This is a genomic window from Zhihengliuella sp. ISTPL4 (genome assembly GCF_002848265.1).
Taxonomy (GTDB): domain Bacteria; phylum Actinomycetota; class Actinomycetes; order Actinomycetales; family Microbacteriaceae; genus Microbacterium.
On record NZ_CP025422.1, the window covers coordinates 1,002,519 to 1,016,011 of the forward strand.

The following is a 13,493-nucleotide window of genomic DNA, read 5'->3' on the forward strand; positions in this document are numbered from 1 at the left end:
GATACTCCCTCTCGCCCGGGCAATGCTACCGGAGGGCGGCACCGGCGGGATCGCGAACTCGACACCCGATGCGGATCCGATTCGGGACTGAGACGATGGGGCGTCCGCCGACACTCTCGAGGGAGAGACACCGAACGGAATCAGGATGCCCGCGCAGACGAGTGACCAGCGATGGGCCGCCGAAGCGGCGGCCGGCGATCAGAGCGCCTTCCGCGCGCTCTATCGCGCCCACGTGCGACCCGTGTACTGGATCGCCCACGGAATCCTGGGCTCCCCTGCCGATGCGGAGGACGTGACGCAGGAGACCTTCGTGGTCGCCTGGCGCAAACTTCCGGGACTCGTGCTCCAGGGCGAGTCGATCCTGCCGTGGCTCGCGACGATCTGCCGGTTCCAGGCTGCGAACCGACTCCGTCAGCGCCGTCGCGACCAGGCGCACACGACGGATGCCGCGGACGACCAGCTCCCGGACGTGGTCAGCGTCGAGGAGCAGGTGATCACGGCCGCCCTCGCCGCACGGATCGCCGCGGAGGTGGGGACCCTGAGCGAGCTCGACCGGGAGATCTTCCGGCTGTGCGCGTCCGAGGGCTACGCCTATCAGGCCGCGGCCGATGAGCTCGGGGTGACCCATGCCGTCGTTCGGAACCGTCTCTCGCGTGTGCGCACCCAGCTGCGTGGCGCCGTCAAGGAAGTGAGGGACGCATGAACGATCAGACGCCGCAGGAGAACCTTCCACCGCTGACGGACACGACGGTGACCCGGATCGAGGAGGCCGTGTTCGCCGAGATCCAGGGCGAGCGGCCGCCGGCATCGCCGCGCGCCGAGCGCGCCAGGAGGCGTCGCCGCCGGTGGCTCACAGCCGGCGGGATCGCGGCGGCCTTCGTCGTCGGAGTCCTGGTGACCCCGCCGATCCTCGGTGCCGTGGGAGGGGCCGGCTCTCCCGTGTCCACCGCGGACGGCATCGTGGGCTGGTCGGCGGACGACGCCGGATCAGCCGTGCCGGACCGCGCTGTCGACGGGGCGGCGCTTCCGGCTCCCGAAGGAGCCGTGGGATCGGATGCCGCCGCGTCCGTCGCCGAGGAGGCGCGGGACATCGTCGCCACCGCCCAGGCTTCGGTGCAGGTGAAGGACATCGCCGACGCCGCTTCCGCCATCGGCGACCTCGCCGTGGAGCACGGCGGCTACGTCGAGAGCACCGAGGTGGGCAAAGCGGTGGCGACGGATGCCCCCGCCGAGCGGGTCCCCGCGGACTCCGGATACGGCTGGATCACGATCCGCGTCCCCGCCGATGACATGACCACGGTGATCGCCGCCCTCGGCGACACGGGCGAGGTGCTCTCTTCCTCCGTCACCAAGCAGGACGTCACCTCCACTGCCATCGACCTGCGCGCCCGCATCGAGTCGACCCGCGCTTCGGTCCAGCGGCTCACAGAACTCATGGGACAGTCCGGCTCGGTCGCCGATCTCATCGAGGCCGAGGTCGCGCTCACTGACCGCCAGGCGCAGCTCGAGTCGTATGAACAGCAGCTCGCCGCTCTGGAGGACCAGGTGGCCCTGTCGTCGCTCACCGTGGACCTGTCCCGCAGCGGCACCGCGGCCTCAGCGGACCCCGCCGGTTTCGGTGACGGTCTGCTCGCAGGCTGGAACGGACTCGTGGTCTCGCTCAACGCTCTGGTGATCGCGGCGGGATTCCTCCTCCCCTGGCTCGCGGTCGCCGCCGTCGTCATCCTCGCCGTCTGGCTCGTCCGCCGCGGCCGACGTCGCCGGAAGGCGGCGGCCGCTTCGCCCCGCACGGAGGAATAGCCCGCCGTTCCGGGGTATACAAGAACTCTTGTGCATGCGGCGGGTGCTGCATAGCCTTCGGGACGTGGAAGACATCTCCGTGATCACCGCCGTGCATCATCCGCTACGGCGCCGCATCTTCGACTACCTGCTGCTGTACGGCACGTCGCAGGTGACCGCCGTCGCCCGTGCGCTCGACAGCCAGGTCGGCAGCATCAGCCACCACCTCCGGATGCTCGAGCGGGCGGGGGTCGTCGAGCGCGCCCCCGATCCGACCGGAGACCGGCGAACAAGCTGGTGGCGGATCGCGCGTCGCGGCCTGACATGGTCGGTGGAGGACTTCGCCGACTCCCCCGCCGACGCCCTCCTCGCCAGGGAGGCGCAGCGTCAGGGCATCCGCATGCAGATCGACCGTCTCCAGCGCTGGCACCGCCGCCGAGGAGATCCCGCCGTCGCCGACTACGACGCCTCGAACACGGAGACCACCGCCTGGGCGACCCCCGAGGAACTGCGAGACCTCTCCGCGCGCGTCCTGCAAGCGGTGCGCGACTGGCAGGACGCGATCGACGAGCATGACGGTCAGGAGCGCACGCCGGTCTTCTTCTTCGCCCATGCGTTCCCGACGGAACCGTGATGACCGCGATCACCCCGCCCGTCGAGCTTTCCAGTCCTCCTCCGTTCCGTCGTGACCGCACGGTGCACGCGTGGATCGCCGTGAAGGCCCTGTCCGACGCCGGCGACGCCGTATGGACGATCGCGTTGGCGTGGACGGCGGTGCAGATCGCCTCCCCCGCCCTCGCCGGCCTCATCGTCGCCGCCGGTACCGTTCCGCGCGCGGTGGTGCTGCTGTTCGGCGGAGTGCTGGCGGACCGCGCGGACGCCCGACGGGTCATGATCGTGTGCAACGCCGCGCGCATCGGCGTGCTCGTCGCCGCCGCCTTGTGTGCCCTCTGGCAACCGCCGACGGTCCCGATGCTCCTGGCCGCTGCCGTGGCTTTCGGGGTCTGCGACGCGTTCTACGAGCCCTCCGCCGGCACGATCGCCCGGCAGCTCGTACGGACGGCCGACCTCCCCGCCTACGCCGCGGTCTCCCAGACGGCGTCCCGCCTCGGCACGATGGGCGGTGCAGCACTGGGCGGTCTGCTCGTCGCGCACGCCGGACTGACGGGAAGCGCATCCGCGAACGCGGTGACGTTCGCCCTCGTCGTCGCATTCCTCGCGATCGTGCTGCGCCCGCGCTTCCGGCTCGCCCGCTCCGCCCGTACCTCGTCCGTCCGCGCCATCGGCGCCGCATTCTCCCACCTGGCGGCGAACCCGACGACGCGCACTCTCGTCATCGCGCTGTCCGGCCTCAACCTCGCGGTCGGTCCCGCGGTGGGCATCGGGCTGGCACTGCGTGCGCATGCCGAGGGGTGGGGAGCTCCTACCCTCGGCCTCTTCGAGGCTCTCCTCGGCCTCGGCGCCGCGCTGGGAGCCGCGGCGGTCGCGAGATGGCGTCCGCGGCGGGAGGCACGCAGCGGGTTCGGCGCCCTCGTCGTCCAGGGCGCGGGCATCGTCGCTCTCGGCTTCGGCCCCGTCTGGACTGTTGCCGTCGCTGCGGCGGTCGTCGGTGCCACCGCGGGATTCGCCTCGGTGCTGCTGAGCGCGACCTTCGCCGCGACCGTGGACACGGCGTTCCTCGGTCGGATGGGCTCGCTCACCCGCCTCGGCGATGACTGCCTCATGCCACTCGCGATGGCCGGCTTCGGCGCGCTCGCCTCGCTCGCTCCGCTGTGGGTGCCGTTCGCCGTGGCCGGAGGCGCCATGATGGCGCTCATGATCGTGCCGCTCAGTGCCCGCACCTTCCGAACGCTCTCGCTGCGGGCAGCCGGCTGAGCGATGTTCCCGAGAACGAGGAAAGCCCCCCGGCGAACCGGAGGGCTTTCCTCGTGTTGTGTGACCCCAGCGGGATTCGAACCCGCGTTACCGCCGTGAGAGGGCGGCGTACTAGGCCGCTATACGATGGGGCCGTCTCGCGGAACTTTTCCGTTCCGCGACAACCGTTCAAGTATGCCACGGCGATTCTCACTGCGCCAAATCGAGGCCACTGCGCCCGAGATCCCGGGCGTGGCGCGCCGGTTTCCGTTTGCCGGAGACCGCGGGAAGGAGTTGACTCTTCCCATGCGCGTCACCAAGTTCGAACATGCCACCCTTCGTCTGGACCAGAACGACGACACCCTCCTCATCGATCCAGGATCCTTCACCGCCCCGCTGCACGATCTCAGCGGACTGGTGGCCATCGTGCTCACCCACGAGCACCCCGACCACTGGACGCCGGAGCACCTCGACCGGATCCTCCGAGCCGCCCCCGGCACGCCGATCTACGGTGCCGCGGGCGTCGCGAAGGCGGCGGAGGGCTACGAGGTCACCGTCGTCTCCCCCGGCGATACGGTGGAGATCGGCGCCTTCACCCTCCGCTTCTTCGGCGGCACGCACGAAGTGATCCACTCCTCGATCCCGACGATCGACAACGTCGGGGTGCTCGTCAACGACGTCTTCTACTACCCCGGCGATTCCTACGCCGTCCCGGACGGTGTCGAGGTCGGCACGCTCGCCGCGCCCCTCGGAGCTCCCTGGCTGAAGATCGGCGACGCGATCGACTACGTGCTCGCCGTGAAGCCCCGACGGGCATTCGGTACGCACGACATGACCCTGTCCGTGATCGGCAAGAACATGCACCGCCAGCGGCTGCAGTGGGCGACCGAGCAGGGCGGCGGCGAGTTCCTCGTGCTCGAGCCCGGCGACGCCGTGGACCTGTGACCACACCCCGGCGCCTCGTCCCGGCCCCGACCGCGCGCCTCACCTTTCGGGAGATGACCGCGGACGACCTCGACGACATGGCGGCGCTCCTGGGCGATCCGGCTGTCATGGCCTACTACCCCGCGCCGAAGTCGCGCGCCGAAGCCGGCGAGTGGATCGCGCGCATGCAGCGACGCTACGCCGAGGATGGTCACGGTCTCTGGATCATCGAGACTCGCGACGGGGAGTTCCTCGGCGACTGCGGCCTCACCTGGCAGTCGGTGAACGGCGCCCCTGTCCTCGAGGTCGGCTACCACGTCCGCGCCGACCGGCAACGTCGCGGGTACGCGACGGAGGCCGCACGGGCCTGCGTCGAGCTCGTGAGGCGCGAGTTCGCGCCCACGCTCCTCACGGCCATCATCCACCCCGAGAACGAGGCGTCGCGAGGCGTGGCGGAGAAGCTCGGCATGACCCACATCGACGATGACCACGCCCATCCGTGGATCGTGCGCACGGTGATGGGGATGCGAGTCGAGCCGACCGCGGCCTAGCTCTGCGAGCCCCGCACCCGCAGGTCGCGCGCGAGGTGATCGCGCTGCTCGACGACGAGTCGTCGCAGGGCCGCCGGCGCTTCCGAGTTGGCCGCGAGCCAGCGGTCGACGAGGTCCAGGGACGGGCTGGCGGGGAACAGACCGATCACCAGTCGGCGAGCGATCTCGATGCTCCGTTCCGACCACGCGGTCCCGATCCGCCCGAAGTACTCCTCGTCGTAGGCCTCGATGAGGTCGCGTCGGCCTCCAGCGCGGAAGCCCCCGATCTCGGCATCGAGGTGGTCGTTGGTGAGCGTCCCGTCCTCCCACGCGGCAGCCCAGGCGGCGGCGCGTACGGCTGCGTCCGGGACGGAGGCGCGGGCGCGACGAGCGGCGGTGCGCCCGTCGCCGGTGTCATCCCTCTCCTCTTCGGCCGCGATGTCCGAGGCTTCGGCATGGCCCGTCGTGACGAGCGCCGTGAGGAGCTGCCAGCGTAGGTCGGGATCCACGAGGAGCCCCTCGGGCACGTCACCGTCGAGCAGGGCTCGGACCTGGTCGTGATGGACGTCGTCGTACGCGGAGGCGGCCGCCAGCGCGCGTGCCCAGGAGAGCTGGGCGTCACTGCCGGCCTCGGCCTGCTGCAGGGCCGACCACGTCGCCTCCGTCCAGGTGCGCTGCTCGGCAGGACGCCGCTCGTCGGTGACGAAGTGCCGCAGCGCGAACGCAGCGTCGAGGAGCGCCGCGGCCAGCAGACCGCCGTTCGACTCCCGAGGCGCGTGCGTGCGCACGATCGCGACGAAGCGAGCCGCATCCAGCTCCCCGTCTCGCGTCGCATTCCACAACGATGACCACACGAGCGCACGGGCGAGCGGATCCTCGATGTCCGACAGGGACTCCTCGGCCGTGCGAAGCGACCGCTCGTCGAGACGGGCCTTCGCATAGGTGAGGTCGTCGTCGTTGAGCAGCACGAGGTCGGCCTCCGGGAGGTCGATCTCGGCCCGCTCCCCGATCAGGTCCAGCTCCCGCTGCTCCCGCCGCACGATCCGGCCGTCCGCGCGGTCGTACAGTCCGATCCGCAGACGGTGCGGACGGACGTCGTCCTGGACGAGGTGCTGAGCGCCATTGGCGTCGGTCTCCGCCCACAGGGTCGAGACGCCCGTCGTCTGCAGCCAGGCGGCTGCCCAGTCGGTCATGTCCCGGCCGGACACCGCACTGAGCTCGACGAGGAAGTCGTCGAGGGTGGTGTTGCCGAAGGCGTTCGCCGCGAAGTATCGACGAGCACCCTCGAAGAAGGCATCGTCGCCCACGTACGCGACGAGCTGCTTCAGCACCGAGGCGCCCTTGGCGTACGTGATGCCGTCGAAGTTCAGCTTCGCGGCCTCGAGGTCGGGGATGTCGGCGACGATGGGGTGCGTCGTAGGCAGCTGGTCCTGCTGGTAGGCCCAGGCCTTGCGACGCATCGCGAACGTCACCCACGCGTCATGGAACCGAGTGGCCACTGCCGAGGCGTGCGATCCCATGTAGTCGGCGAACGACTCCTTGAGCCAGAGGTCGTCCCACCACGTCATCGTGACGAGATCCCCGAACCACATGTGCGCCATCTCGTGCAGGATCGTGTTCGCCCGGCTGGCCCGCTGCGCCTCGGTCGCCGCGCCACGCGAGAGGTACGACTCCGTGAAGGTGACGAGACCCGGGTTCTCCATGGCGCCGAGGTTGTACTCCGGCACGAAGATCTGGTCGTACTTGCCCCACGGGTAGGGGTACGCGAACGCGTCCGTGAAGAAGTCGAGTCCTTGACGGGTGACCTCGAGGATCTCGTCGGACTCCAGGTGCTCGACGAGCGAGCGACGCACGAGCACGCCGAGCGCGACCTGCTGCTCGCCCCTCGTCCACTCGCCGTCGACGCGGGCGTAGGGTCCCGCCGCGACCGCCGTGATGTAGCTGGAGATCGGCAGCGTCGGTGCGAACTGCATCCGCTGCACACCGACGCCGAGGTCGGTGTGCACCGCGGCCTGGTTCGAGAGCACCTCCCAGCCGGAGGGGGCGTCCACGACGAACGTGTACTCGGCCTTCATATCCGGCTGCTCGAAGCACGCCATGACGCGGCGCGAATCCGCAGGCTCGTACTGCGTGTACAGGTAGGTGTGGTCGTCCACCGGGTCGTGGAACCGGTGCAGGCCCTCCCCGGAACGGCTGTAGGCGCCGACGGCTTCGACGCGGACGACGTTCGACGCGGCGAGGTCATCGAGGGCGATGCGGGCACCGTCGTAGACGACCTCCCGTTCCTCGCCGTTGACCTCGATGCGACGGACCCCCTCGCCGATGAAGTCGAGCCAGGTGGTCTCCACGGTGGCATCGAACTCCAGGACCGTCGTCGTCGGGAAGCCCGTGCGCGCCCGCTCCGGGGCTCCGGTCAGGTCCAGCTCGACGCGGATGCGGTGCAGGGTGATCGCGGCGGATCGCGCTGCGGTCTCCTCACGGGTCAGGTTCGCGGTGTGCATCCCTCCATCCTGGCATCTTCCCCGGGACAGCCGGGGAGCAGCCGCGGGCGGGGATGCGGCGAAGGCCCTGCTCCCGGTCTCGCTGCTCACCGCTGTCGGGCGGCTGTTCCTCGCCGGTTGACCTTCCGCGAGGTCTCCGGTCCGCCGAGCAGCCGCCGGATCGCCGTCTCCGGCGTCACGTCGAGGTCCAGCGTCCTCCCCCGCGTGTACTGCCGGAACACCCGAGGGTCGATATAGCTGTTGCGGGCAACCGCCGTCGTATTGCCGAGAGCGGTGGCCGCCGCCTGCACGGCCAGACGTTCCGCCTGATTGCGCTGGCCCCTCCGGTCGAGGACGCCGATGCGGGCCAGGGCGTCGGCGGCGATGATCGTGCCGTGCAGCGTCCGGAAATCCTTGGCCGAGAAGCTCGCTCCCAGCACCTCCTTGAGGTACGTGTTGACCTCGGCGGGCGTGATCTTCACCCGCCGCCGGCCTTTCCGATACGCCAGCAGGAAGGCGGTCGAGGCCCCGCTCGCGAAGTCGGTGAGGGCTTCGGCGAGGGCCTCATCGGTGATCTCGATCGCGGCGGTCTGTCCGCTCTTGGCCGGGAAGGAGAGGGCGACATCGCCGCCGTCGATGCGGACGTCGCGGCGGCGGAGCGTGGTCAGACCGCGGCTGCCGTGGCGGGCCAGGTAGCGTTCCGAGCCGATCCGCAGCGCGGCGTCATCGAGGAGGCGGAACGAGATCGCGAGGGCTCGCTCCTTCGTCTGACCGTCCTCCTTGAGAGCCTTCGTGACCTGCGCGCGAGCGCTGGGCAGGGCCGCGGCGAGGTCCAGCGCACGGACGAACTTGCGACGGTCGCGCGAGACCCGCCAGAGGGGGTGGTAAAGGTACTGCTTGCGCCCTGCGGTGTCGATCCCCACGGCCTGGATGTGCGCGAGCGGATCGGCCGCGATCCACACGTCCTGCCATGCCGGCGGGATCACCAGGTCGCTGATGCGTTCGCGATCCGCCTCGGGCGCCGGCTCCCCCGTCGGGTCGACGTACCGGAATCCCGAGCTCGTCCGCTTCCGGGTGAACCCCGGGTCCTGGCCGGGTACCACTCGCACCAGTCGCGCCATCCGTCTCTCCTCCCGCCGTGCAGCTCCTCCGAGTGTGGAACATCCGCGGCACGAGCGGGAAGGGAGTGGCGTCTCACCCCGTCGGCGTGCTATCCGCGTCGGCGGCTTTCGCGAAGACCGCCCGCATGTGGTCGCTGGTGAGGAAGTCAGCGATGCCGATCATGATGAGGCTGAACACGATCTGTTCGGTGACCATCCAGACCGGGTAGAGGCCGGGGATCGCCACCATGACGAGAGTGATCACCGGGAAGATCTGGGCGAACAGCCGCAACCGGAGATACGCCCAGCGCCACCCGCGACGCGCACGCCACGCGAAGTAGAACAGCGTCGCTGTCATCGCCAGCACGACGAGAGTACGCATCCACACGGCGAAGGGCACGCTGTCGCCGTCCGCGGCGAGCACCAGGGCGACCACCACAGCGCCCACCCCGAGCACCAGCTCGGCGACGAGGAGCCAGAGGATCCAGGTGAAGGCACGGACGGTCCGCGGGTGAGTGCGACCGGCGTCGCTGATCAGCACGCCGGCCTGCCGCCCACCCGCGATCCGGTCGAGACGGAGGAAGAGCGGTTCGAGGGCCATGCTCGGAGCCTAGACCGGCGGTGTCCGTTCGACCTCGTCCGTTCGATGGACCTCGGCACCGCTACCGTTGGCCGCCGCGGGGAGCACCCGCTCCAGGACGATCGCGAGCACCCCGACGGCGAGACTGCCCGCCACCATCACCGCGATGAACCACCCGCTGACGCCGACGCCGAGGAGCACGCCCGCGACGAGCGGGCCGAGGATCGCCCCGCCCTGGAAGGCCGCGGAGTTGAGGGCGTTGTAGCGCCCGCGGCTGCGGTCGCTCGCGAGGTCGTTGTAGATCGCGGGGATGGTCGGCTGCATCATGGTCTCCCCGAAAGCGAAGACACCCATGAACGCGATCACCGCGATCGCGGCGGTGATCGAGTCGGGAAGCAGGCCCGCGGCCCCGAGCATCACCCAGGAGACGGCCCAGATGAGCGCCATGATCTGCATCACCCTGGTGCGCCGGCGGCCCTTGATGAGGCGGAGGACGGCGAACTGCAGCAGCACGATGACGGCCGTGTTGACCGCGAACGAGATACCGACGACGGCGGTCGAGACCTGGGCGATCTGACGGGCGTAGGCGGGGAAACCCGCCTCGATCTGTCCGTAGCCGATGAAGACGGAGAAGAAGGTCAGCAACGTCATCCAGAGCACCGCCGGGCGGCGGAGGATCTCCCGGTAGCCGTCCTCGGTGGTGACCGCCGGGTCGGGGTCCGCCTGGGTGCGGACATGTCGGAGCGGTCCCAGCAGCAGGGCGAGCGGGATGAGGCTCGTGGCCGCGTCGATGAGGAAGATCGTCGTGAAGGTCGACGGCTCCGTCACGTCGACGAAGAACCCGCCGATGATGCCGCCCACCCCGATGCCGAGATTGACGAGGGCGAAATTCACGCCGAAGTACTGCTGACGGACTTCGCCGTCGACCACCGAGGCGATCAGTGCGTTGAAGCCAGGCCAGGACACCCCGAAGTTGACGCCGATCAGCACCACCGCGATGGTCGCGACGGCGGGATGGGTCGCATAGGCGAGCAGCGTGCAGCCCGCGATCATGGACAGCAGACCCACGATCAACACCCGGCGTGCACCGAACCGATCGATGAGCGTGCCGCCCGGGCCGGTGACGACCAGCCCGGTGATCGCGATGAGGCTCATGAGGGCACCGGAGAACCCGAGGTCGAATCCGCGGACCTCGTGGAGGTAGATGATCGTGAACGGCAGCGTCATCCCGCGCCCGAGGGTCTGGATCGCCACAGTGGACAGCAGCCAGCGGCCCTCGGTGGGCAAGGCGTTCCAGAAGGACTTCATACCGATCACCTCGTCATTGTTCCAGGAACAGGGGACATCGGATGACCGGGGAGCCTCTCCACACACCGTCGACCGAACAGGGGGATCACGCGTATGGTCGGGAAAGGACGCGAACGGGTCCGGGATGGGGTGTCGCCATGTGTCGATGGCTGGCGTACGTGGGAGAACCGCTGCACCCGTCGGAAGTGATCCTCGATGCGAGACATTCCCTCGTGGCGCAGTCCCTGGATTCACCGCTCGGGGCGGAGACCGTGAACGGGGACGGGTTCGGCCTCGGCTGGTACCCCGTGTCGAACCCGGACGAACAAGGAACGCCACCGAAGCCCGCGCTGTTCCGCAGCATGGAGCCCGCGTGGAACGATCTGAACCTCCGCGAGATCTCCCGCACGATCCGCAGCCCGCTGTTCTTCAGCCACGTGAGAGCCGCCGCCGGGCCACCGGTTCAGCAGACCAACTGCCACCCGTTCCGGCACGCGAACTGGCTCTTCATGCACAATGGCGGCCTGGCGGATTTCCTGACCGTGAAACGCGACCTCACTCTGGCCGTCGACCCATCGCTCTACCCCGAAATCCAGGGCACCACCGACTCCGAGGTGCTGTTCTACCTCGCTCTGACTCTCGGCCTGCAGGACGATCCGATCGCGGGGATGCGAGCGGCCATCCGGGAGGCCGAGCGAGTGGGGCGCGAGCATGGCGTCCGCTTCCCGGTGCAGGGAACGTTCGCGGTCTCCGAGGGCACCACCGTGTGGGCGTTCCGCTACTCGACCGCCGGACGTTCCCGGTCCCTCTTCCACTCCACGGACATCGAGACGCTCCGTCGGATGTACCCCGATGCCGAACGCCTCCGCGTCTTCGGTCGCCGGGCGCACGTGATCGTCTCCGAGCCGCTGAACGATCTGCCCGGTGCGTTCCAAGAGGTGCCCGAATCGACGGTGTCAGTCCTCGATGAGGCGGGCTATCGGTACGAGCCGTTCCTCGAAGCCGCGTGAGCGCTCTGAGAGCCGCCTGGGAGAGCGGTGGCCTGCCGCTCGGGCGCGTCGCCGCGTCCCGGGCGTTCGACTGTCACATGGATCGGTAACCGTCGGGGGTCTCGATGAAGAGGTCGATCGCGTCCGCCGTCGGCCAGACCCCCAGTGCGCTCAGGTCGCGCTCCGCCTCATCCCAGCGCGCCCGCTCGTCGGCCGTCCAGTCAGCGCCCTCGTCGACGTGAAGGCCGTCGATGCGCCCACCCTCGACACGGAGACGGACGTCGAACGTACGGTCGTCGAGCGCGCGGAACCGGCCGAGCACCGGGAAGGTCGCGGTCCCGGGCACGGCCCGCGGCCCTTCGGAGGCCGTCTCCATGCTCACCCAGGGCCAGAACGGTTCCTCGGGAGCGTCGCGCACCAGTCGAGCTTCAGCGAGCTGCGCACGCAGCGCCGGAGCGCCGTGGTCATCCGTCGCGGAGAGCAGGAGCTCGGCGAGGGCGCGCAGCTCCGTGGGGATTTCGACGAGGTCAGCCGTCGCGGCGTCTTCTGAGTCCTCCGCGGCGGAGACTCGCGCGCTCTGCCGGCCGACCCACCACGACCCGAGCGAAAGGATGGCCTGTCCGGCGACGAGCCACAGCCGGGGGCGGCGCGCGCCGGCGCGGCCGAGGCCGTCCCGGAGACGCGCGTCGAGAGCCTCCCCGGCTTCGGCGAGCCCGAACGCGGTGCCACCCGCACCGGCGGCGACAGCGCCGCGGCCGATCGGGCCGAGGAAGTCCGGCTCGTCGGCGGGCCGGAGACTCGCCCACACTGTCCACGCCGTCAGCGCGGCGATGGCGCTCCGGTAGACCACACGGCGTCCGGTCGTGAGCCGGCGTGGTTCGACGGCTGCGAGGCCGGCCGTGAGGGCGGTGGCCACCACCCCGTGCGTGATGCTGTTCGCGTCGTTCAGGCGGCGGATGGTCGTGCGGAATCCCATGTCTCCAGCGTACGGAGTGGGAGATGCGGATCGTTCCTCGGGCTGCCGTCACCCTTGACATGCAAGTCTTCACTTGCCTATCGTCGTCGCTGTGACGGATGTGTACCGAGCGCTGGCCGACCCGACCCGCCGCGCGATCCTCGATCTACTCGTGGAACGCGACGGCAGGACCCTGTTCGACTTGTGCACCACCCTCGCCGGGTCGGGCGTCAGCTCGTCTCGGCAGGCGATCTCGCAGCACCTGACCGTGCTCGAAGAGGCCGGTCTCGTGCGGTCCGCGCGGGCGGGGCGGACCAAGGTGCATCACATCCGCACGGAACCCCTGCGCGAGATCCCGCGCAGGTGGCCGACCGATCGAGAGGATGGAGACCGATGAAGGCACGGCTGCAGGTGATGAGCGTGTTCGTGGACGATCAGGCGAAGGCGCTGTCTTTCTATACGGAGAAACTCGGGTTCGTTCCGAAGACGGATGTGCCGGTGGGCGAGTACCGCTGGCTCACCGTCGTCGGCGCGCAACAGCCGGACGGCGTCGAGCTGCTCCTCGAACCGGATGAGAACCCTGCTGCGCAGGCATACACGAAGGCCCTCGCCGAGCAGGGCATTCCGGCAGCGTCCTTCGCGGTGGATGACGTCGACGAGGCCCATAGGGAGCTCAGCGACCAGGGCGTCGTTTTCGTCCAGCCGCCGACCGCGAACGGTCCGGTCCGCACCGCGATCCTCGACGACACCTGCGGCAACCTCATCCAGCTCGCCAGTCCGGCCTGAGGCGAGTCCCGCCGGAGAACGACAGAGGCCCGGAGCACGGATTCTCTCCGTGTTTCCGGGCCTTCTCTGACTGGCTGGGGTACCTGGACTCGAACCAAGAACAACTGAACCAGAATCAGCCGTGTTGCCAATTACACCATACCCCAAGGGCGAAACCGGAGCCTCGCACCGAGAGTCAAGCTTACCCGAGCGGCGACCGATCACCAAAACAGCCGGTGCCGTGTCGCCG

14 protein-coding genes and 2 tRNA genes are annotated in these 13,493 nt (G+C 69.6%); 9 read left to right on the top strand and 7 right to left on the bottom strand.

Annotated elements, in window-relative coordinates:
* The first annotated feature begins 145 nt into the window (after window positions 1-145).
* The 4 genes from CYL12_RS04875 to CYL12_RS04890 all read left to right on the top strand — a co-directional run bounded on the left by CYL12_RS04875 (window position 146) and on the right by CYL12_RS04890 (window position 3,654).
* Complete coding sequence (locus tag CYL12_RS04875) at window positions 146-703, top strand: RNA polymerase sigma factor (protein WP_101846015.1); 558 nt, start codon at window positions 146-148, stop codon at window positions 701-703.
* On the top strand, window positions 700-1,800 hold the full coding sequence (locus CYL12_RS04880; protein ID WP_101846017.1) for a DUF4349 domain-containing protein: 1,101 nt from the start codon (window positions 700-702) through the stop codon (window positions 1,798-1,800). The genes CYL12_RS04875 and CYL12_RS04880 overlap by 4 nt, the downstream gene beginning before the upstream one ends.
* Window positions 1,801-1,864: 64 nt before the next feature.
* Window positions 1,865-2,413 (top strand): ArsR/SmtB family transcription factor, encoded by a 549-nt coding sequence (locus tag CYL12_RS04885; RefSeq protein ID WP_101846019.1) that lies wholly within the window; start codon window positions 1,865-1,867, stop codon window positions 2,411-2,413.
* Window positions 2,413-3,654 carry an MFS transporter gene (locus CYL12_RS04890; RefSeq protein WP_101846021.1) on the top strand — a complete coding sequence of 414 codons (1,242 nt, stop codon included), beginning with the start codon at window positions 2,413-2,415 and terminating at the stop codon, window positions 3,652-3,654. The genes CYL12_RS04885 and CYL12_RS04890 overlap by 1 nt, the downstream gene beginning before the upstream one ends.
* 61 nt (window positions 3,655-3,715) lie before the next feature.
* On the opposite strand, the gene CYL12_RS04895 is transcribed toward CYL12_RS04890, so the two are convergent.
* Window positions 3,716-3,788, bottom strand: a tRNA-Glu gene (locus CYL12_RS04895).
* Between the two features lie 151 nt (window positions 3,789-3,939).
* Between CYL12_RS04895 and CYL12_RS04900 the strand changes: the two genes are divergently transcribed.
* Window positions 3,940-4,578, top strand: a complete 639-nt coding sequence (locus CYL12_RS04900; protein WP_101846023.1) for an MBL fold metallo-hydrolase — start codon at window positions 3,940-3,942, stop codon at window positions 4,576-4,578.
* Entirely contained in the window at window positions 4,575-5,108 is a 534-nt protein-coding gene (locus tag CYL12_RS04905; protein ID WP_286120440.1) for a GNAT family N-acetyltransferase, read from the top strand. Before CYL12_RS04900 ends, CYL12_RS04905 begins: the two co-directional genes overlap by 4 nt.
* Here CYL12_RS04905 and pepN read toward each other — a convergent pair.
* The 4 genes from pepN to CYL12_RS04925 form a co-directional block, all read right to left on the bottom strand.
* Window positions 5,105-7,588 carry an aminopeptidase N gene (gene pepN, locus CYL12_RS04910; protein WP_101846025.1) on the bottom strand — a complete coding sequence of 828 codons (2,484 nt, stop codon included), beginning with the start codon at window positions 7,586-7,588 and terminating at the stop codon, window positions 5,105-5,107. The genes CYL12_RS04905 and pepN overlap by 4 nt on opposite strands.
* A gap of 86 nt (window positions 7,589-7,674) precedes the next feature.
* Window positions 7,675-8,688, bottom strand: a complete 1,014-nt coding sequence (locus CYL12_RS04915) for a DNA topoisomerase IB (protein ID WP_101846027.1) — start codon at window positions 8,686-8,688, stop codon at window positions 7,675-7,677.
* A gap of 73 nt (window positions 8,689-8,761) precedes the next feature.
* Window positions 8,762-9,268 (bottom strand): hypothetical protein, encoded by a 507-nt coding sequence (locus tag CYL12_RS04920; protein ID WP_101846029.1) that lies wholly within the window; start codon window positions 9,266-9,268, stop codon window positions 8,762-8,764.
* Between the two features lie 9 nt (window positions 9,269-9,277).
* A complete protein-coding gene (locus CYL12_RS04925; RefSeq protein WP_101846031.1) occupies window positions 9,278-10,555 on the bottom strand; it encodes an MFS transporter in 1,278 nt (425 codons plus the stop codon).
* Between the two features lie 137 nt (window positions 10,556-10,692).
* On the opposite strand from CYL12_RS04925, the gene CYL12_RS04930 reads away from it, so the two are divergent.
* The gene (locus CYL12_RS04930) at window positions 10,693-11,544 is read left to right on the top strand and encodes a class II glutamine amidotransferase (RefSeq protein WP_101846033.1); all 852 of its coding nucleotides are present in this window, start codon (window positions 10,693-10,695) and stop codon (window positions 11,542-11,544) included.
* A 73-nt stretch (window positions 11,545-11,617) separates the two neighbouring features.
* On the opposite strand, the gene CYL12_RS04935 is transcribed toward CYL12_RS04930, so the two are convergent.
* On the bottom strand, window positions 11,618-12,499 hold the full coding sequence (locus CYL12_RS04935) for a hypothetical protein (RefSeq protein ID WP_101846035.1): 882 nt from the start codon (window positions 12,497-12,499) through the stop codon (window positions 11,618-11,620).
* Between the two features lie 91 nt (window positions 12,500-12,590).
* On the opposite strand from CYL12_RS04935, the gene CYL12_RS04940 reads away from it, so the two are divergent.
* Window positions 12,591-12,875, top strand: coding sequence for an ArsR/SmtB family transcription factor (locus tag CYL12_RS04940; RefSeq protein ID WP_101846037.1), 285 nt, complete (start codon window positions 12,591-12,593; stop codon window positions 12,873-12,875).
* Complete coding sequence (locus CYL12_RS04945) at window positions 12,872-13,264, top strand: VOC family protein (protein WP_101846039.1); 393 nt, start codon at window positions 12,872-12,874, stop codon at window positions 13,262-13,264. Before CYL12_RS04940 ends, CYL12_RS04945 begins: the two co-directional genes overlap by 4 nt.
* A gap of 71 nt (window positions 13,265-13,335) precedes the next feature.
* Here the strand turns inward: CYL12_RS04945 and CYL12_RS04950 are convergent.
* Window positions 13,336-13,410: transfer RNA gene (locus CYL12_RS04950), tRNA-Gln, on the bottom strand.
* Between the last annotated feature and the right edge of the window lie 83 nt (window positions 13,411-13,493).

Coding starts and splice junctions, on each gene's coding strand:
- pepN (WP_101846025.1), bottom strand. CDS start 7,588: ATGCACACCGCGAACCTGACCCGTGAGGAGACCGCAGCGCGATCCGCC.
- CYL12_RS04900 (WP_101846023.1), top strand. CDS start 3,940: ATGCGCGTCACCAAGTTCGAACATGCCACCCTTCGTCTGGACCAGAAC.
- CYL12_RS04880 (WP_101846017.1), top strand. CDS start 700: ATGAACGATCAGACGCCGCAGGAGAACCTTCCACCGCTGACGGACACG.
- CYL12_RS04935 (WP_101846035.1), bottom strand. CDS start 12,499: ATGGGATTCCGCACGACCATCCGCCGCCTGAACGACGCGAACAGCATC.
- CYL12_RS04875 (WP_101846015.1), top strand. CDS start 146: ATGCCCGCGCAGACGAGTGACCAGCGATGGGCCGCCGAAGCGGCGGCC.
- CYL12_RS04890 (WP_101846021.1), top strand. CDS start 2,413: ATGACCGCGATCACCCCGCCCGTCGAGCTTTCCAGTCCTCCTCCGTTC.
- CYL12_RS04930 (WP_101846033.1), top strand. CDS start 10,693: ATGTGTCGATGGCTGGCGTACGTGGGAGAACCGCTGCACCCGTCGGAA.
- CYL12_RS04945 (WP_101846039.1), top strand. CDS start 12,872: ATGAAGGCACGGCTGCAGGTGATGAGCGTGTTCGTGGACGATCAGGCG.
- CYL12_RS04920 (WP_101846029.1), bottom strand. CDS start 9,268: ATGGCCCTCGAACCGCTCTTCCTCCGTCTCGACCGGATCGCGGGTGGG.
- CYL12_RS04915 (WP_101846027.1), bottom strand. CDS start 8,688: ATGGCGCGACTGGTGCGAGTGGTACCCGGCCAGGACCCGGGGTTCACC.
- CYL12_RS04925 (WP_101846031.1), bottom strand. CDS start 10,555: ATGAAGTCCTTCTGGAACGCCTTGCCCACCGAGGGCCGCTGGCTGCTG.